A 19,128-nucleotide genomic window follows, 5' to 3' on the forward strand; every position below is an offset into this window, starting at 1 on the left:
TTTCCCTGACACCAACATATAAACATATTAATAGGCAAGATCGGAGGGATGGTTCTTTTGTGCAGATTCCATTCGTTAGAACACTAAAGAACTGTCTCTCCGCAGTTATAAAAAAAGATCACGGTAAAAAAACAGGTGTGAACGCTTTTGACCGGTCAGCTTTTAAGTCTGAAAAATCGGCCTCGATTATCTTAACACATGGAATAGTTGCAAATAGCGGCGAAAATAAAAACAACAACCAAATCCCCTAAGGAGGTCCCCCAATGCTCACAACCAAACCAACACCAGAAATGATTGCCGAGTGGCAATCTGTTTTCAAGGCATATCGGCCGCATCTGGTGCCCAATAAAAAGAGCATCCATCAGGTCATCGCTTATCTCCGTCAGAAATATCCGCTGGAAGTCGTGGACACCTCTGAAGCACTGGCCGTTGTAACGAACAACATCACTATGAATCGGCCCTTTGCCGAAAAAATCCCCCCGGGCCGAGATCTAAGGCCGGTTGTGTTTACGATCCCCAATCGCGATGGGGGTACCGTACTTTATGAAAAGCAGGAAGCGTTGTTTCAAGGCTGTCCCATCATGGTGGGGCTGGAGTATGAAACCGCCTATGTAGCGGTGGAAGGCTGCGGTGAGCTGGCCGATGAGCTGGTGGCATTTCAGGGTTTGGACGAAACGGATCTGAAAAACTATTATCTGGTGGCCAACTACGTAGCCTGTCTGAAAAAAAACGCATTAAAGGCACCTGGCTCCATCTGATGGTTGGAAAACAGTTGGCCGAAAAAGAATATTGATAAATAACCTCAAAGGAGGTAGGTAATGAAACTAACGGCACTGATTGAAAATAGAGCCACCGGTAATCTGAACCGGGAACATGGCCTGGCGGTCCATATCGCATACAAGGGCAAACAGTATCTATTGGATACGGGGGCATCAAATATGTTCCGGGGCAATGCCGATAAGCCTGACACCAATTTATATTTCATTTGACACCAGGCAGTAGCATTAATCAGGTTCGGTGATAAAAGCATCAATGTGTGAGGTGAAATCATGGGCGATAGAATCCCAGATGAAATGATCATACTGGCGCTGGTGGTATTGACAGGAAGTGCAGAAAAAGCGGATAAAACGGCAGTCGAAATTCATTATCAGCTGAATGACCCGGTGAGAGAAGATATTTACGAGTATCTCTGCGATGTGCCGGATTAGGCGTCGAACAAACATGAAAGAGGTAATAATGATGAACCATCAAGAAAAAGCCCTGGAACTATTTAAAAATAAATTTCAATGCTCCCAGGCAGTCTTTGCTGCTTTTGCAGCGGAATTGGGTGTCGATGAAACAACCGCCCTTAAAATCAGTAGCGGTTTTGGTGGGGGGATGTGCTGTGGCGAAGTGTGTGGCGCCGTTGCTGGCGCGTTGATGGCCATTGGTTTAAAATATGGACATGCCCAGGTTCATGATAGTGAAAGCAAAAATAGTACCAACCAAAAAGTCATGGAGATGGTCAGTCAATTTAAATCAGTCAACGGCTCAATTATTTGCCGGGAACTGCTTGGATATGATCTGACGGATAAACGAGAATTAGCGGTTATCAATGAAAAAAATCTATTTACGGTATTCTGCCCTAAAATGGTAGCGTCGGCGGTTGATATTGCCGAAACGATTATCTAACGGCAGTTCATTGCGATAGGATGAAAGGGTAAAATAACGGTGAAAAGATCAAGCGATTTCCATAAATTAGCAGTTATATTTTAGCACCTGGTCCGACGGGCGGGCCATTTATTCAAAAGACGGTGCTCAATACCAAAGATGACACAAACGTCGATTTCTGAAAAAATCAATGGAGCCGCGCGCAATAGATATTGCCAACATGTTTATAGAGGATGGGATTAACATGGCAATGGAATATCTGAATGATCAAGAAAACAGGAAAAAAATCATTGAAACTGGGATCAACATAGCACAGCAGGCAATAATGATTGCTAAAATGTAAGCGTAAAAACCCCAATGCTTGTATTTTTTAGTGCCACAGTGTCTGACCGCGCTTCATGCCAAAAACGGCGCCTGAATTACAAGCCACCGCAGAACTGTGGTATAAAATCGGATATCGGGACCATGTCGTTTCCAATGAAGTTGAGGCCGTTAAAATTCTCATAATGACAGAGATCATTCCAGAAAAAGATAGGCTGAGGTAAACATGAAACGCTTCGAAGAAAATGAATCTCATAAAATTAATTGGCACGGGAAAATAAAGGCCATCCAGCCGCGCACCCGGGTATGGCGTTATGTCACCGATAACCGGACCCATTATCACTTGGGGTATAACCTGCTGGTAAACGGCGATTGTGATGAGGGGAAAACTGATTTTTGGGTGGCCATATCGGAAAAACAGCAGCAGAAAGCCGGGTTTCAAATTGGCGATAACGTCGCCGGCAGCGGCTGGACGAAAAAGTACCCAAAACGGGAATTTGCTGACTATTATCGGGCCGGAGCTCTGAAAACACTGGACCGTGAGAAGGCGTTAAGCCAGACGGCATGTCCCTGGACGGGACCTCTGCCGGCGATGCAAACTTATGAAGACAGAGGCGCCCGGATGCTCAGCAAAAGCGCCTGGCAGGGAAAGTGTTTGACCTGCTTCTGGGCCGCCATGGCCAATGTTGAAATCCAGTGGGACTTTGATCGGGATATTAAGAAATATCGGTTTGAAACATATTGTTACGGCCCCAAATCCTGTCGGAATTATAAAATGGGCCGAGCCCGGTCGGTGCCGTATAAAGATCGTGGTTCAGCCATCGATGACGGTTATCTGGACGAGCTCTGCACCGAAGGCCGGGGTTGGGATGAGTGATCGGAGGGACTGTTCTTTTGTGCAGATTCGAATGAACACGAAAGAACTGTCCCTTCCCACTAACATAAAGTTGCCGAGCAGTTTTCAACTGCGGATTATTTAAATTAGCGGAAACCTCGAAACGCATGGATGTGTCGGTATCGGATTTGGAAACACTTTTGAATAGTTAATTCCTGTGTGGTATTATCAGGGAGGGACGGTTTTTTGTGCAGATTCCATTCAAGTGAACACGAAAGAACCGTCCCTTCATGTTACAGCCGACGAAGATATTCAATGCTAAAGGGGGTGCAATCCAACGTTATCATTGGATTGCACCCCCATATTTTTAAAAAACTATTCGTTGATGACCAATACTGAAGCAGGTCCTGAGTCGACGATTTTTCTGGTGGTGGAACCGACGAAGAAACGTTTAGTCGGACTGAGTCCTCTTCTTCCCATCACAATTAAATCAAAATGACCATCTTTGGCAAACTTCTCAATTTCCTCATCAACGATGCCTTTTAGAGTTTTTGATTTTAATATCAACCCTGAACTTTTATATTTTTCAACAAGAAAATCTAATAGTTCATCATAGCACTTGAACGCACTTTTCTCGATTTCAATTTCAAGTCCCATATCCGCAGTATTTGGAGCTCCTGATCCGACGCCGTAGAAAGGAATTTTTTTTTCTACGACGGAAATAAATGTCACTTCACTGCCAAATATTTTTGCCAATTCAACCGCTTCATCTGCAGCTTTCAGGGAAATTTCAGAACCGTCTAAAGGCACAAGAATCTTTTCCATTTGTAATTCCTCCATAAATAAAATTTTGTTAGTTAACCGTTTGTTATTCGATTATACTCGGATAACTTTTCTTATTTAAATACATACCCCTTTTTTTCAGGTATACCCTTCTTTATCAACATTGCAAAAAACACCAAAGTAATATGACAAACCTCGTTGCGGATTTTAGTTTATCAGGTTATGTGCATCAGGTTGAATAGGCATAGCCGGTACGATCTTGTCGCAGCCAACGATCAATAAATGGCCGCGACGAGGTTTGTCGTCACTCAGAAGCACTCTTAACGGAGTGCTGTTTTTTTGCAAAAAATACCGGAGATGGTCAATTAAAAAGCAAAGCAAGAATTCTATTGTTATTGGCATGCATTTATGATAAATTATAAATAAAGTGAACATGATGTGATAAAAATGATTGTAAAAAAACTCTTGGATTGATAATGAGACTTACGGGAAATAAAAACATCAGACAGAAGGGGACTCAGTCTGAGACTAATTTATAAACTTGTGAAAGTTTTTCAGTGGAACCCGCAGACGCCCGATGAGCAAATACTTAAAATTGGAAGGGGTAAATTATGAAATTCTCAACCTTTTATTTCAGTGGCACCGGTAACACCCGCTGGGCGGTGGAAACCTTTAATGCCATCATCAGCGAAAAGGGCCACCAGGCCGCGATGTTTTCCATCGATTTCGGGGAAAAGCTCAGCGATGAGCGGATTCAGGAAATTGTCCGGGAGGCGGACTGCATCGGTCTGGCCAATCCTATCTACGGTGGCGATGTTCCGCCTATTATGAAGGGTTTTATCGACCGGCTGATCGCTATTCGGCAACCCGGTCAGACGGAAAAGAAAGCCTTTGTGATCAACACCTTTGGCTATGTGAACGCTTTTGGTCCCAATGAGATGGAAAAGCTGCTGGCTGGTTCCGGTCTGGTGCAGACGGCCTATGTTAATATTCACTTGTGCAACAATGTCACCAGTACCAAGCCGGACGCCAAACCGTTTGATCAGGCGCTGCTGCATAAACGAATGGGGCAGGGAAAAGCGGAGCTTGGCCGACTGGCGGATTCGCTGCTATCCGGCAAAAAGCGGATCAAGGGCCATGGGCCCCAGACGATGATCGGCACCATGATCCGTAAGAAAGTACCCGAGGCCATCGCCGGACATTATCAGACCCTGGGGGTTCATTTGGAAACCTGTAACCGGTGCATGGTCTGTGTCAACAATTGCCCGACGGGGAGTATCCGCTTTGACGGAGATGGGTTTACCTTTCTGCCCGGCTGCACGGCCTGCATGCGCTGCTATAATTTCTGTCCTACCGGTTCCATCACCATGGACGGCGTCTATGCCGATCCCCAGCAGTTCCCCCGCTATCAGGGGCCGATGGAATAGCGAAACAGCGCTTGATTGATTATTTCACGCTAAGAATACCGTCAGTACACGCTAATGATACCGGCAGTACTTGAGATGATACTATTATCACAAGGGCTGTACCTATACTAAAAAGATCACGGTGAAAAAACAGGCGTGAATGCTTTTGACCGGTCAGCTTTTAAGTCAGAAATCGGAGCAAGAAATTATTATAAAACGACCCGAATTGATAACAACAGTTTTGGTCGTCTTTTGTGCATTTAATCCTGTTGGTGGTGTTAATAAATTGGTGTTGCCTGAACCAAAATTAAATACAAGAAAAACCAGTAATAAAGAGTTCTGCAATCCTGGAAAATCCCTTAGTGCTTGGAGCTTTCAGTAATCTTTCACCGGCTCCCTCTTATGTTAAATATATTTTACAATGCGTTAGCTCTGTAGGAGGTATAATGCAGTTAAAATAGATGCATAGAAAAGGAGGACTGGTATGAGTTTAAATAAAAAAGCTAATGAAAAGAAACCACAAATATGGGATGAAAACCAACACTATGTTCAGCAGCTGGTTAAGAAACATAGTGAAAAAAAAGGGGCTGGGGATCGATTTCAGGCATTGATCGAGGAATCTGAAACAGTATATGAAATTATTGAAGCGAACGGCACCATCAAATATATCAGTGATGCCTCAACAAAAGTGATAAATTACAAACCAGAAAAATTAATTGGTGAAAAAATATACAAACTTTACAAGGGCAAAGAGCTGGAAAAATTAGCGGGAATGATCGACTTTGTTTTAGAAAATCCGAGTAGTAAAAGCCAGAATGTGCTGACATATAAAAAAAAATCCGGTCAAAACGTTTATCTGGAAGTCAGTATGCAAAACTTATTGGGGAATCCTGCCATTGAAGGGATTTTGCTGAGTTTCACTAATGTTACCAAAAGAGTAAAAACCGAAGAGAAACTTCACTATACAGTTACCCATGACGAACTCACCAACCTCCCCAATCGACATTATTTCAAGATGCTGCTGGCGGAGCAGTATGCGCTTGCCAAAGAAAAAGGCACATCATTGGCGGTGCTGATGCTTGATTTTGAGAAACTTAAATATATTAACGACGCACTGGGTTTTCATTTTGGTGACCAGATGATCATCAAAATAATGATTCGCCTGAAAATGTTCTTAAAATCCGATCAATTGATGGGACGCTATGCTGAGGATCAGTTCGGTATTATTGTCAAAAACCTGGCTGATATGGGGGCCTATGAGACCTTGGCTAAGAATCTCGTCGCTTTGTTTTTACCGCCTTTTAAGGTTGATAATTATGAATTTGAGGTATCGATGAGCATGGGGATCAGTCTTTTTTCCAAGGAGTGCCGGTATATGGACACCCGGGAGAGTGCCGATGGAAATGGTGAATTTCTTATTAAACAAGCCAATATCGCCTTGCTTTGGGCAAAAAAAGAAGGAAAAAACAAGTACAAATATTATTGCACGGATTTCAGTATTCAGAATTACAAACAATTTGAACTGCGAAACGATTTTAGAAAAGCCATCAAAAAAAACCAGTTTGAAATATTTTATCAGCCGGTGGTCAAACTGAAAAATAGAAAAATTCTGGTAGTCGAAGCATTGATTCGCTGGAATCATCCGGCCTGGGGACTGGTGTCACCCGATGAATTTATTTATCTGGCAGAAGAAACGGGCAGTATTATCGAAATGGAAAAATGGATGCTGAAAGAGCTTTGCCACAACTGTAAAACCATGTTAAAAAAAGGATTACCCAACCCCAGGGTAATGGTTAATTTTTCCAGTATCCAGTTTTTCGAAAAGAATTTTGCCCAGCATATCCATAACATTTTTGATGAATTTAAGTTAAATCCAAAATTATTAATCGTTAAGGTAACCGAAAACCTTTTAACCAATGAATCGGAAAATATTCAGGGCAATATTCAAAAATTACGGTCCATGGGAATAAAAGTGGCTCTCAATGATGCGTCCTTCAGCCTTTCCTGTCTGAAGAACTTTAATATCGATGTATTAATCATGGATGGGTCTTTTTTGAATAATATTTTCATGAATAAAGCGAGTGCACTGATGGTCCAGACCGTTGTCAATCTGACCAGAGAATTGAATATCAAACTCATGGCAACGGGAATTGAGAATTGGGAGCAAATATCCTTTTTGCAACAATTAAACTGTTACGCTGGTCAGGGCAATATTTTTTCAAGACCATTGCCGAAGAATACGTTTAAAAAAATTCTGGAAAAGGGAACATGTGAGCCGCTTCTGCCAAGGAGTACTTATGCCGAGCTTGTCGATGAACGGCGCAACTATTTTCGCTTGATTTTTCACAAATATTTGCAAGCAGATCTCGTCATTTTAAAAATCAAGGAAAAGATAATGGATGTGGGGAATACCAAAATATTGATTAGAGATATCGGTCCTGGCGGACTATGTTTTATTTCGGACATTCAATTTCCCGTTGAACGGGCATTCACCCTTCAATTTGAAACCAGCCTATTGGATAAAAAAATTAAGGTTTACGGTAACCCTGTACATATAGAAGAATTAAGTGATCATTTATACCAATATGGTGTCAAGTTTTCAATCAATGAAGATGAAAGAGATAATTTGATGAAAATTCTTTTTGAAGTTCAAATAAAAGTAAAGAAAAGCACTGTTTTTGAAGACCGCAGTTTTACCGCGGATGCACCTGCCGACTATTTTAAAGTTCCGGGTAATAGTGCCAGGTAGCCATCTTTTCCAGCGGCTTCGGGGGAATCTTTCCGATGAGCAGATACTAAAAATTGTAAAGGGGACAGAATGACAATGGAAGAACTCAGGATATTGCTGAATAACAGCGCTGTGGATTTCGAAATATTGCCGAATGAAAAGCCCATCTTGTCGGTTAATGATGCCCTGGGGGTTTATGAAATTTGTGAGACTGCACCGACGATCATCATTAAAAGCGAAAAGGGTTATTTCGCTTTACTCTTATCCGGAGACCGGGACCGGATCGATTTTAAACAGATCAAGAAAATTTTGCAATGCAAAAATGTGCGAATGGCAAGCGCAGAGGAGGTTTCAGAAGCCAGTGGTTTTGAAGCGGGAAGCGTTCCCCTGGTGGGGCATCACTTGCCCTGTGTACTGGATCAACATTTATTAAACTATCCCTATGTTTATGGAGGGGTTGGAGATGCCAATTTTACCTTGAAAATAAATCCCCGGGATCTTATAAAGGTCAATGATATTGTGGCGGAAATTGATTGAAGAGTACGCTTATGTACAAGCGACAATTCTTTTGTGCAGACACTGTCTGCACAAAAGAAGAAAATTTAAACAATAAAAATATGAAATGAGGGTTAAATTTGATAGAGATGTTAAAAAACATGAAGTATCGGTATTAGAAATGAAGGAATCGATGAAGGACGAAAAGAAGGACGTGAAGAGGGGGGAGGAAGACGACAAGCTTGGGCATGTTTTCATGTTTTTTTTAATCTTTCCATTTCGACAATTAAATGCTATAATGTTTCGAAATGTTAAATTGGGTTGAACAGCCGGAAATTGATAACGTATTCAAAAATGGCTGATTGATCAGATTGAATGACAAAAAGAGGAGAAAAAAAATGAATGAAAAGAAAAAGCTGTTGCTTATTGTTGGGGTTGGTGTGCTGGTGACGCTGGCTTTAGTGCTTTGGTTCCCGAAACAGCAAGGGATAATGACTGTTAAGACAAACGTTGCCACATCCGAGGATTCCAATGATCCAACCTTGAACGACACGGTTACGACCATCAGCCTGACCTTCACCGAAAAAATTGAACCCAAAACAATTACCGATGCGATTAAACTGTATCGCATCGATAAAAATGGGAATGCGGTGGAAGAACCGAGTATCATAAAAATAGATGCCGCAGATCCCATGGTAATTCAAATCAACAACAAAGCAATGTCCCCTTTGACCCAGGGGGAAACATATCAGCTTACCATCAGCCGTGATTTGCAATCCAAATCCGGTGACAGTCTGGCCAGTGAGTTTGTGGGGTATTTTGCTACCAATTATCAATTGAATCTAGCCGGAAATATGGATCTGAACAATGAGCGAACCCAGATTCATATTATCAGTGACATCCATTTGGGTATCGATGATGCGTATACATCAACCGTGGCAAACAGACAGCCTCTGGTTGATTATCTGGATCAGCTGAATGCATCCCCCAATGTGAAAGAGTTGGTTATCGCCGGGGATTTCCTTGATTTCTGGATGCTTCCCATGGATTATACCATGCCGGCTACCCAATCTGCTTTTTATGATGCGGTGGCGGCAAATAATAAAACTGTCGTTGATGCCATCAATCGAATCATCCAGAGCGGTGCAATCAAAGTCACCTATACACCGGGGAACCATGATCTGCTGGCAACCGATGCCGATCTTGCCCGGATTTTCCCCGGCATCAACCAGGCCCGGGACAGCATGCAGGGGCTGGGAACCTATGTCACCGGAACCAATTCGGAAATTGTCATTGAACATGGGCACCGGTATGATTTTTTCTCCGCACCGGATCCCATTTCAAACCGGGATATTACCCAAAATGGCACCTCTATTTTGCCGTCGGCTTACTTCTACGCCCGGATCGGAACGTCTTCAATCGCAGAAGGATTTCCTAAAACAACCAACACCTTCCCTGAATTAAAGGTGGATAAAACGGATGCCAGCCAGCTGAATATTTATCGCTATGCGCAGGTCTGGAAAGCCCTTCTGACCAACATCCCGATTAATGAAAGCTACGCCGATGCAACCATTACAACAAATATTGATGGCTTCACTCAGACCTATGCCGTTAATGATATTCTGCCGCACCAGAATGAAGATGGTACCCTGGGCATGAATCTGTATCAGGACATTGAGAACACCTGGGATGAACGCCAAACCATCAATGGGGTGAAGGTAAACATCCCGGTCAGCGATGCCATTACCAAATCCGCCGACACCGCCTTTATCGATTCCCAGGCCCAGACCCAGATTTTTGATACTGACCCAACCAAACGGATTGTGGTCTTCGGACACACCCATCATGCCCGGATCACTGCCATGAGCAATGCTGCCAATCAGAAAACCATCTATGCCAACAGCGGCACCTGGAGTGATCATGCGACCGGGAATCCAACCATGAACTTTGTGGTGATTTCACCGCCAAAAGCGGATTCTGATATTGAAATCGTGAATCTCTATCAGTATGCCACCGACAAAACCGTTACCCAATGGGCGGAAGGTCAGGCAATCACCAATCCCTAGGGGGATCGAACCACGATCAATTCGTTAAAAAAACGCGCTGCAACGGAATCGAACCGTTGCAGCGCGTTTTTCTGTTTCTGAAGTACACGTGCTGCCGTTCCGGTTTGATCCCGGGTATAATCGTCATGGACCGATCCGGCCCCTCATGCTCTTTATACACCAGTTTTCATCGATGGAAATACGAAGAAAATTGCGCCATGACATTAAAATAAATTCTGGCTAGTATAATAGCGATTGCTTGACAAAGGAAGAACAATCGGATAAACTAATATAGTCCGAATACGGACTAAACGGAGGAATTGTGAAAGTACAAAAACAGATCGAAGCAGAATTAGTCGACTATAATCATATTTTCAAAGAAACCGGGGCTGTTTATAATGAACTGGCCAGGCATAGCAATTTGCCAACCAGTGAATATTGGGTGCTTTATTATCTTTTTGCATCTAAAGATCAGTGCACCCAGAAAGATATCTGCGATCAATACTGCATGAGCAAACAGACGGTCAATACGGCCCAGAAGCATCTGGAGACAAAGGGTTACCTGAGGCGGCGAACCGATGCTAACGACAAACGCAGCAGGCAGATGATGCTGACTGAAAAAGGCCATGCTTTTGCCAATGAAAAGATCGCACCGGTACTTGAGGCAGAAAATCGGGTGTTTTTTAGAATGGGCGAGGAGGGTCGGCGGCAATTAATTGAAGGGTCACGGCTCTATCTTAAATTTCTCGAACAGGAAACAAGGGATCTGATTAAGTCGGAAGAGCCGTTAGCCGCAAATAATAACGACTGAAGTTAGAAATATTTAGGGAAAGACAAGAGGCTTTATGCATATTCAATTATCAGAAAAATTTACAACCAGAAAACTCCTGCGTTTTACCATGTCATCGATATTGATGATGGTCTTCATTTCCATTTATAGTGTCGTGGATGGTTTTTTTGTGGGACGCTACGTGGGCAGCAATGGCCTGGCAGCGGTTAACATTGTGTTTCCCTTGATCATGACCATCGGATCTTTTGGCTTTATGCTGGGCACCGGGGGCACGGCGGAGGTGGCCCGGGCGATGGGGGAGAAACGGGATCAAGCGGCCAATCAGTATTTTTCATTTTTAACCCTGGTTACTGTTCTGATGGGTGTTTTTTTATCCCTGCTCGCCTTTATTTTTATGGAGCCCCTCTGCTATTTTATGGGTGCCAGCGAACTCATTATTGGCGACGCGGTGACATATGGGCGGATCTGTGCCCTGGGCACTGGCTTTTTTATGCTCCAGGGTTTTTTTCAGTCTTTTTTTGTAACCGCGGAGCGGCCTAAAATAGGATTTTTTCTCAGTATTCTCAGTGGTATCATTAATATTTTTCTGGACTGGCTGCTGGTCGGGGTATGGGGCATGGGGTTGTCCGGGGCGGCAATAGCCACCGTCTGCGGCTTTATGATTAGCGGTCTGATACCCGTTTTTTATTTTTTTTCGGCCAACAGCAGTCGCCTGCAATTTTCAAAACCAGTCAAGGATCTGTCAATGCTCCTGGCAAGTATGAGTAATGGTGCCTCAGAAATGGTCACCAATATTTCCCGCTCGCTGATTACGGTGCTTTTTAATATTCGGCTGATGCGACTTCTTGGCGAAGACGGGGTGGCGGCTATTTCGGTGATGCTTTATATCGAATTTATTTTCACCGCGGTACTGATCGGGTTTTCAATCGGTGCAGCACCGGTGATCGGTTACCATTTTGGGGCCCGAAAAGGGGATGAGCTAAAAAAACTCTACCACAGCTGCTTGAAAATTGTGGGGGTGGTGTCGGTGGCCATGTTCATTATTTCAGAATTGGCGGCGCCGGCCCTGGTGTCTATTTTCCTTGGGGATAATCCGGTACTGATTGAGTTGACCGTGCATGGTTTTCGGATTTTTGCTGTATCATTTTTGTTTTGCGGGTTCAATATTTTTGCGTCGGCCTATTTTACAGCCTTGGGCGACGGTCGGGTTTCGGCGATAATTTCATTTACCCGCACCCTTTTTTTACAGGTGATTATGATTCTGTTACTGCCCCAATTATTTGGCATTCAGGGAATCTGGATGGCGTTGCCGGTGGCCGAAGCGCTGAGTCTGGGTCTGACTTTTTGGTATTTTAAGCAGCAGCAGAGCATCTTCAAAATCTGTCCAACGGATCGGTAGAGAATTATCGACAAAATGATAACAAGAAATTTTGGAAGGCGGCGATCCGTTGAAAGTTGACAGGCTGGTTAGCATTATTATGATACTCCTTGATAAAAAGCGGATCGGCGCACAGGAGTTAGCAGCTATGTTTGAAGTTTTATCCCTGCCGACAGAGCGAAAGACATTGAATTAAAAGCAAATCAAATATGTATCGATTTAAGTCCGTGGATGGGCAACCGGAACATCCAATCCTATTTTGAGAAAAACAAAAAGCAATAAAGCCGAAATTTTTACTGATCCCGAAGCGTCTCTTCGTCTTTTTGAGTAATTTGATCTGTACCGGAAAGTATAAATAGTCCAAAGCACTAACCCAGCTGAGACCTTAAAAAAACAGCCATTTTAGCGGCTTTGTGCTGCTAAAATGGCTGTTTTTAAGTTTGTTTTGGAATGTTTGATCATTCCTGCTTTTTCTGCTTAAGCTGCTTTTCAATCTTTTTGTCCTCTGCTTCAAATAGATCTCCCAGTTCATCAAGTCTTTTCTGTTCAAATTCTTCATGAGTCTTCTTGGAAATTTCGTGTTCTTCTTCATCCGTATGTTTTTCCATAATTTCATTAAATACTTTAAATTTGACGATCCAGGTTTCGTCATCGACAGAAAGGCTTTCAAGCTCTTCCATTAGCTTCTTTAAGATATTATGCTCTTCTACTATTTCTATACCCATTTGCCTGGTAGCTTTATTTTCTTTTAAAACAGGAACAAGTACTTCTTCTTCAGCTTCGTGATGAGCAGTTAACTCAAGCTTAAGTTTAGCGAAACTATCGGTTCTTGTTTTTATGGCTCGTTCACTGGTGGGACTTATTTTTTCGGCGATCTTTTTAAATTCATCATGCTCTTTTTTAATTTCTTTAAAAATATCCATACTAACTCCTTAAAAAATATTTTTTTACTAGTCGTAAATTACCCTTATTTAAAAAATATAAACATAATCATTAAATAAAGCTCATGATTGTTTTCTATACTAGAATCTGTCCCAGAAAAATTTGTAATCTTTCATGCTGAGGATGATCAAATATTTCTACCGGGGTACCTTCTTCAACGATACGCCCATCATCAAGAAAAATCACACGATCGGCCACTTCTTTAGCAAACCCCATTTCATGGGTTACAACAATCATGGTCCTTCCTTCTTTGGCGAGATCCTTGATAACTTTAAGCACTTCTCCAACCAATTCCGGATCCAGGGCTGATGTGGGTTCATCAAATAAGATGACACTGGGTTCCATGGCAAGGGATCGGGCAATGGCCACCCGTTGCTGCTGACCACCTGATAACAGGGCGGGATATTCGTCGGCTTTTTCTTTGATATCCACTTTTTCCAGAAGGTCCATGGCCAGAACTTTTGCGAGGCTTTTAGGCATTTTTTTTACTGTGATCGGTCCTTCCATTACATTTTGAATAACCGTCATATGGGGAAATAAGTCAAAATGTTGAAAAACCATTCCGACCTTTTGGCGGATACGATTAATTTGCTTTTCCTGAACTAATTCTCCATCAATCCAGATTTCTCCGGCAGTTTTCTTTTCAAGAAAGTTAATACACCGAAGTAGCGTGCTTTTACCAGAACCGCTGGATCCAATAAGACAAACGACTTCACTTTCATTGATAGTCAGGTTAATTCCTTTTAATACTTCAATATCTCCAAACGATTTATGAAGATTTTTAATTTGGATCATACTCATTCCGTCACCTTTCATTTATTTTTAGTTTTGTTTCTAACTTACTAAGCAGCTTTGTCAGGATCATCGTAATAATTAAATAATAAGCACCAGCGGTGAAAAAAATAGGAAAAACATTAAAGGTAGCCGCCGCAAATTGTCTTGCCAACAACATGGTTTCTGTAATGGTGATAACACTGGCAAGAGATGAATCTTTCACGGCCATAATAAACTGATTCCCCAGAGCAGGTATTGAGCGTTTAAAAGCCTGTGGTAAAATAATCCTTTGGGTGGCCTGCCAACTGGTCATGCCCAAAGATCTCGCCGCTTCTCTTTGCCCATAATCAACAGATTCAATCGCACCTCTGAAAATTTCACTAATATAGGCCCCACTATGGAGTGCCAACCCCAGCACCGCCGAGGGAAAACTGTCAATCATAATTCCCATACTGGGCAACCCATAAAAGATAAAGTATAATTGTAATAAAAGTGGCGTACCCCGGATAATCGTAATGTAGATATTCATAATTTTAATTAAAAATTTATTTTGGCTCAGCTTCATAACAGCTACGAAAAGGCCAATAACCGTACCGATCAATATCGAAAAGAAAGCTAATTGTAATGTTAGCCAAACACCCGGGATAAACTTTGGGACAAATGTCGCAACAGTCGCAAGAAATGCAATAACACTATCGTAAAAACCTGTTAACGTATCCATAATATTTCTCCTGTTTCATTATTATCATTGATCCTTTGAGACTGCTGCAACAGCACATCCTCACGGCAGCAACGCAAAGGAAATACTGATGTAAGGGCCAGTAATAAAGAGTTGCCATACCCAGACACTCAAAATTTAAAACCTTCTGGTATGCTGCTCAGATAATTTGCTTATTACACAACATTAGACTATCAGCGTTGTTTATGACACTGATAGTCTAATGGCTTTTTTAATTTAAGTAACCGAACTTACTTTTCTAAAATATTCATGCCAAACCATTTGTTGCTGATTTCTTCATAGGTTCCATCTTCTATTATTGATTTTAAAGCTTTGTTTACTTCCTCCAGTAATTTTGTATCTTCTTTTCTGATGGCCATGGCAATGTCTTCAGCATAAAGCAATTCCCCAATTGGTTGTATTTCCACCCCAAAGTCAATGGGTGCTCGGGTTCCAACAACTTTACTTGTTACCAATCCATCTAACCGTCCCTTCATGCTAACTTCATGTTAGAAAGGATAACATTTTATGAAAAAAATACTTTTAGTGATCGATTATCAGAATGATTTTGTAACTGGGCCTCTTGGCTTTCAGAAAGCAGTTGATTTGGAAGATGACATTGCCCAAAAAATCAGAGAGTATCGAAGAAATGGTGATGAAATCGCTTATACATTAGACACCCTTCCTAAAGAATATGCGAATAATCAGGAGGAGTGCAGCGAACTTCCACTTTCTGACTGTACCAAGGAGACGGAGGGATGGCTTCTGTATGGAAAAATAGCAACGCTTTGTGATGAAACAGATCATTATTTTGAAAAAAACGCTTACGGGTCTTTGGAATTGGCTGATTTTCTTGCTAATCATAAATATGATAGTGTTGAGGTTGCGGGCGTTATCTCCAATATTTGCGTCTTTTCCAATGCGGTGCTGTCAAAAGTGGCGTTGCCGAAAGCTGAAATAGTTGTGGATGCTTCCTGCACTGCAAGTAATGATGACCAGTTAAACGAGGAAGCTTTGAATGTTATGGAAAGCCTTAAAATTAAAGTGACGAATAGACGCTATAGTAACAAAAAATGATAGGTTTATAAAGGGGCGTCGCCTGAAAGAGCAGGATGCTGTCTATATTATGGGGGATCAGATCGAGCACTGCGGTTTGCCTCATGACAGACTGCCCGCGTATATGGAACAGTTGATTGAATTCATCAATGGCGAAAATGAAATGAACGACCTGCTGAAAGGGGTGATCATTCATTTTTACATCGGCTATCTGCATCCCTACTTCGATGGCAACGGACGCATGGCCAGGCTGCTCCATTTATGGTATCTCGTCCAGCAGGGGTACGCCTCAGCTCTATTTATTCCCTTTTCAAACCGCATCAGTGCCACCCGCAAAAAGTATTACCAGGCCTTTACCCGCACAGAGGATAATGCCAAAATCAGCGGGGTCCTCGATGCAACTCCCTTTCTGGTTTATTTCATTGACGAAGTATATAACCAGCTCTCTCCTTTGGCGGCACCGAAAACCGACAGCCTGGCCGTCTATGAACAGGCCCTGAGGGATGGCTTAATCACCGAAAAAGAAAAATCACTGTTCGAGTTTGTGCTGGCCGCCTACGGAACTGACGAGTTTTCCACCAAGACCCTGGAAAAAGACCACGGTGACGCGGCCTATGCCACCATCCGCAGCTTCGTGCTGAAATTTACGGAGTTGGGACTGCTGGGGGTAACAAATACGGCAACCGGAATAAGTGCTTTGTTGTTTAAAACGCCAGGACCGATTTTCATCAACTCAGGCTGATCGTCTGGCTGATTGTGTTTGTTTACGGAATACCATGCGTAAGCACGAAAACCATAATAGGTTATAGGAATATATACCCTCTTTGAGGGTATATATTTTAAATAATATAGCATGTGTTAAATTGATATATTATATCAAACATATACAAAAAATAAGGAGAATATTATGTTTTTTATGAAGTTTGAAACTAAAGGGCTTGCACATTATTCATATATGATAGGTGACTCGCACGATATTGCAGTAATCGATCCAATGAGAGATGTAGAGATTTACATGCATGAAGCCAGAAAAGCCGGTATGAGAATAAAGTATATTTTTGAGACTCACAGAAATGAGGACTTTATTGTAGGGTCGATGGAGCTGGCTGAAAAAACAGGCGCGACGATATACATTTCTGACCATGAGGACCTGGGACATGTATATGGAGAAAGAATTCAGGAAGGGTTCCAACTTGACATCGGGAAGATAATTGTAAAGGCAATTCACACGCCAGGACACACATTGGGTCATATGAGCTATGCGGTGTATGAAGAGGGAATAGAGAAAGCGTATATGGTATTCACAGGGGACTGCTTATTTATGGGGGACCTTGGAAGAACTGACTTCTATGGCGAAGAGAACCTTGAAAAAATGACAGGGCTTCTATACGAGAGTGTGTTCGAAAAGTTACTTCCAATGGGTGATCATGTGCTGCTGTGCCCAGCCCATGGTGCAGGATCCGCATGTGGTGACACTATGGCTGAAAGACCGTATTCATCATTCGGATATGAAAAGGCTACAAATAAGCTGTTGCAGGTGCGTTCAAAGGAAGTGTTTATTGAGAAGTTTGCAAGAATGAGAATCAAGCCAAGATATTTTGAGCGGATGGAGGTTCTCAACGTAAAAGGTGCGGACTTTGTTAGAAATGAAGTTGTGCTTAATACATTGACTGTTGATGAAGTAGCCGCAATGAAAGACGAGATTCTTCTGATAGATGCCAGAACAAAAGAGGGTTATATCGGAGGACATATCCCCGGATCAATTTATTTACCCAAAGGAAATATTACTGCTTTCCTGGGATCCATATACTTACCGGATGTCAAAATAGCTTTTGTTATTGACGGACAAATGGGAGAGATGGAAGAGATCTACTGGTATTGCAGAAGAATGGGATTTGACAATATTGCTGGTTACTTGCCTGATGGCATTGAAATGTGGCAGGAAACAGGCCACGAGGTAGACCAGCTTGCTACAATATCTGCAAAAGCATATAAGGAAATGCCAAAGGGCGATGACTTCATACTCTTGGACATAAGAGATTACAATGAAATGGAAAATAGAGACCCGGACAAGAACAAAGTGAGCATTCCTTTAAAGAGTCTCTATGGGAGCCTCGAAAAACTGGATCAGGATAAGACTCTTTATGTTCTTTGTGGTTCAGGTAACAGAGCGACAACAGCAGCAGCATACCTTAAAGTGAAGGGGTACGATACAGTAGTCATAACCGGTGGCGTTAAAATGTACAGAAATCTTGAATAGGGAGATCGGAGGGACGGTTCTTTTAGGCAGATTTCATTTACTAGAACACGAAAGAACGTCCCTTCATGCGAATAGGTCATTCAAACAAATAATTTTACTACCCTTACTTTCATAATAACGTAGCATTTCGTCAATTTTCCTTTTATCATAACTGGTAATGCAATCGGACAGGACAGTAACGCCATAATTTGCTTTGCGTAAGTTGTAACAGGTTGATTTAACACAAGCAACCGCATCGGCTCCGGCTATGTAGAAATCAGATATTTCATTTTCAACAATAAAGTCTGCAAATTCTTCACAGCTTAAGGCGTTTCCTTTGGATTTTGTAAAAATATTTTGTGATACTATTTTCAAGTCTGAAGCTAATTCTGACCCATGGGTATTGGGTTTAAAAGTCCGCGTGCCGGCTGATAAATTTTCATGCCGGATATAAATAACATGAATATCAGTATTGACGGCCCAATCAATCGCGTTATTGATATTGCCAATAATTTCCTTGTAATTCTTGGTTATGTCATTTTGAATATCGATTATGACTAAGGCTTTTTTCTGCATCGTGTTTCCTCCTGATGGATAGATTAATTTGTTTACTTTTTATTATATCGTGTAATTGTTGACAACAGTATGGCAACAATCTATAATGATGTCAAGAAATTTTGGAAGGTGGCGATCAGATGAAAGTTGACCGGCTGATTAGCATTATTATGATACTCCTTGATAAAAAGCGGATCGGCGCACAGGAGTTAGCAGCTATGTTTGAAGTTTCACCCCGCACAATCTATCGCGATATTGACTCGATCAACATGGCGGGTATTCCGGTGCGCGGGGCATCGGGAGTCGGCGGCGGCTTTGAAATCATGCAGCAATACAAGATTGATCGAAAGGTTTTTTCGATCGCCGACCTTTCCGCGATCTTGATGGGGCTGTCCAGTCTTTCCAACATGATC

At 42.2% G+C, this 19,128-nt stretch carries 23 protein-coding genes and 1 pseudogene; 18 read left to right on the forward strand and 6 right to left on the reverse strand.

Going from position 1 to position 19,128, the window contains the following annotated elements:
• The 7 genes from AKG39_RS20365 to AKG39_RS12565 all read left to right on the forward strand — a co-directional run.
• The coding region (locus AKG39_RS20365; RefSeq protein ID WP_207642516.1) for a hypothetical protein at window positions 1-251 on the forward strand (251 nt) is incomplete at its 5' end.
• A 12-nt stretch (window positions 252-263) separates the two neighbouring features.
• Window positions 264-758 (forward strand): hypothetical protein, encoded by a 495-nt coding sequence (locus AKG39_RS12555; RefSeq protein ID WP_050740750.1) that lies wholly within the window; start codon window positions 264-266, stop codon window positions 756-758.
• Window positions 759-818: 60 nt separating this feature from the next.
• Complete coding sequence (locus AKG39_RS20090) at window positions 819-989, forward strand: hypothetical protein (protein WP_160316187.1); 171 nt, start codon at window positions 819-821, stop codon at window positions 987-989.
• 60 nt (window positions 990-1,049) lie between these two features.
• Window positions 1,050-1,208, forward strand: coding sequence for a hypothetical protein (locus AKG39_RS20095; protein ID WP_160316188.1), 159 nt, complete (start codon window positions 1,050-1,052; stop codon window positions 1,206-1,208).
• A 31-nt stretch (window positions 1,209-1,239) separates the two neighbouring features.
• Window positions 1,240-1,671 carry a C-GCAxxG-C-C family protein gene (locus AKG39_RS12560; RefSeq protein WP_050740770.1) on the forward strand — a complete coding sequence of 144 codons (432 nt, stop codon included), beginning with the start codon at window positions 1,240-1,242 and terminating at the stop codon, window positions 1,669-1,671.
• Between the two features lie 169 nt (window positions 1,672-1,840).
• The gene (locus tag AKG39_RS20100) at window positions 1,841-1,993 is read left to right on the forward strand and encodes a hypothetical protein (RefSeq protein WP_160316189.1); all 153 of its coding nucleotides are present in this window, start codon (window positions 1,841-1,843) and stop codon (window positions 1,991-1,993) included.
• 204 nt (window positions 1,994-2,197) lie between these two features.
• The gene (locus AKG39_RS12565) at window positions 2,198-2,848 is read left to right on the forward strand and encodes a hypothetical protein (RefSeq protein ID WP_050740751.1); all 651 of its coding nucleotides are present in this window, start codon (window positions 2,198-2,200) and stop codon (window positions 2,846-2,848) included.
• Between the two features lie 333 nt (window positions 2,849-3,181).
• Here AKG39_RS12565 and AKG39_RS12570 read toward each other — a convergent pair whose 3' ends face one another.
• Window positions 3,182-3,631, reverse strand: a complete 450-nt coding sequence (locus tag AKG39_RS12570; RefSeq protein ID WP_050740752.1) for a universal stress protein — start codon at window positions 3,629-3,631, stop codon at window positions 3,182-3,184.
• 569 nt (window positions 3,632-4,200) lie between these two features.
• Between AKG39_RS12570 and AKG39_RS12575 the strand changes: the two genes are divergently transcribed.
• From AKG39_RS12575 to AKG39_RS19795, 7 genes and pseudogenes are all read left to right on the forward strand, one after another.
• A complete protein-coding gene (locus AKG39_RS12575; RefSeq protein WP_050740753.1) occupies window positions 4,201-5,016 on the forward strand; it encodes an EFR1 family ferrodoxin in 816 nt (271 codons plus the stop codon).
• A 463-nt stretch (window positions 5,017-5,479) separates the two neighbouring features.
• On the forward strand, window positions 5,480-7,744 hold the full coding sequence (locus tag AKG39_RS12585; protein ID WP_050740755.1) for an EAL domain-containing protein: 2,265 nt from the start codon (window positions 5,480-5,482) through the stop codon (window positions 7,742-7,744).
• A gap of 69 nt (window positions 7,745-7,813) precedes the next feature.
• Entirely contained in the window at window positions 7,814-8,260 is a 447-nt protein-coding gene (locus AKG39_RS12590; RefSeq protein ID WP_050740756.1) for an aminoacyl-tRNA deacylase, read from the forward strand.
• Window positions 8,261-8,616: 356 nt separating this feature from the next.
• The gene (locus AKG39_RS12600; RefSeq protein WP_050740758.1) at window positions 8,617-10,284 is read left to right on the forward strand and encodes a metallophosphoesterase; all 1,668 of its coding nucleotides are present in this window, start codon (window positions 8,617-8,619) and stop codon (window positions 10,282-10,284) included.
• Window positions 10,285-10,585: 301 nt separating this feature from the next.
• The gene (locus AKG39_RS12605; RefSeq protein WP_050740759.1) at window positions 10,586-11,074 is read left to right on the forward strand and encodes a MarR family winged helix-turn-helix transcriptional regulator; all 489 of its coding nucleotides are present in this window, start codon (window positions 10,586-10,588) and stop codon (window positions 11,072-11,074) included.
• A gap of 34 nt (window positions 11,075-11,108) precedes the next feature.
• Window positions 11,109-12,452 (forward strand): MATE family efflux transporter, encoded by a 1,344-nt coding sequence (locus tag AKG39_RS12610; RefSeq protein ID WP_050740760.1) that lies wholly within the window; start codon window positions 11,109-11,111, stop codon window positions 12,450-12,452.
• A 49-nt stretch (window positions 12,453-12,501) separates the two neighbouring features.
• A pseudogene (locus AKG39_RS19795) lies at window positions 12,502-12,695 on the forward strand (helix-turn-helix transcriptional regulator); the annotation flags it as partial.
• 194 nt (window positions 12,696-12,889) lie between these two features.
• Here the strand turns inward: AKG39_RS19795 and AKG39_RS12615 are convergent.
• The 4 genes from AKG39_RS12615 to AKG39_RS12630 all read right to left on the reverse strand — a co-directional run bounded on the left by AKG39_RS12615 (window position 12,890) and on the right by AKG39_RS12630 (window position 15,362).
• Entirely contained in the window at window positions 12,890-13,354 is a 465-nt protein-coding gene (locus AKG39_RS12615) for a hemerythrin domain-containing protein (protein WP_050740761.1), read from the reverse strand.
• Window positions 13,355-13,448: 94 nt separating this feature from the next.
• Window positions 13,449-14,168 (reverse strand): amino acid ABC transporter ATP-binding protein, encoded by a 720-nt coding sequence (locus AKG39_RS12620; RefSeq protein WP_050740771.1) that lies wholly within the window; start codon window positions 14,166-14,168, stop codon window positions 13,449-13,451.
• A gap of 10 nt (window positions 14,169-14,178) precedes the next feature.
• A complete protein-coding gene (locus AKG39_RS12625; protein ID WP_050740762.1) occupies window positions 14,179-14,868 on the reverse strand; it encodes an amino acid ABC transporter permease in 690 nt (229 codons plus the stop codon).
• A 248-nt stretch (window positions 14,869-15,116) separates the two neighbouring features.
• On the reverse strand, window positions 15,117-15,362 hold the full coding sequence (locus tag AKG39_RS12630) for a transporter substrate-binding domain-containing protein (protein WP_050740763.1): 246 nt from the start codon (window positions 15,360-15,362) through the stop codon (window positions 15,117-15,119).
• 31 nt (window positions 15,363-15,393) lie between these two features.
• Between AKG39_RS12630 and AKG39_RS12635 the strand changes: the two genes are divergently transcribed.
• The 3 genes from AKG39_RS12635 (at window position 15,394) to AKG39_RS12645 (ending at window position 18,181) form a co-directional block, all read left to right on the forward strand.
• Window positions 15,394-15,942, forward strand: a complete 549-nt coding sequence (locus AKG39_RS12635) for a cysteine hydrolase family protein (RefSeq protein ID WP_050740764.1) — start codon at window positions 15,394-15,396, stop codon at window positions 15,940-15,942.
• 49 nt (window positions 15,943-15,991) lie between these two features.
• Entirely contained in the window at window positions 15,992-16,663 is a 672-nt protein-coding gene (locus tag AKG39_RS12640) for a Fic family protein (RefSeq protein ID WP_050740765.1), read from the forward strand.
• A 174-nt stretch (window positions 16,664-16,837) separates the two neighbouring features.
• Entirely contained in the window at window positions 16,838-18,181 is a 1,344-nt protein-coding gene (locus AKG39_RS12645) for an MBL fold metallo-hydrolase (RefSeq protein ID WP_160316191.1), read from the forward strand.
• A 63-nt stretch (window positions 18,182-18,244) separates the two neighbouring features.
• Here AKG39_RS12645 and AKG39_RS12650 read toward each other — a convergent pair whose 3' ends face one another.
• Window positions 18,245-18,736 (reverse strand): cysteine hydrolase family protein, encoded by a 492-nt coding sequence (locus AKG39_RS12650; protein ID WP_050740767.1) that lies wholly within the window; start codon window positions 18,734-18,736, stop codon window positions 18,245-18,247.
• A gap of 119 nt (window positions 18,737-18,855) precedes the next feature.
• Between AKG39_RS12650 and AKG39_RS20525 the strand changes: the two genes are divergently transcribed.
• The coding region (locus AKG39_RS20525; protein WP_242852611.1) for a helix-turn-helix transcriptional regulator at window positions 18,856-19,128 on the forward strand (273 nt) is incomplete at its 3' end.

It is taken from the genome of Acetobacterium bakii, assembly GCF_001263355.1.
In the GTDB taxonomy this organism is placed as follows: domain Bacteria; phylum Bacillota; class Clostridia; order Eubacteriales; family Eubacteriaceae; genus Acetobacterium; species Acetobacterium bakii.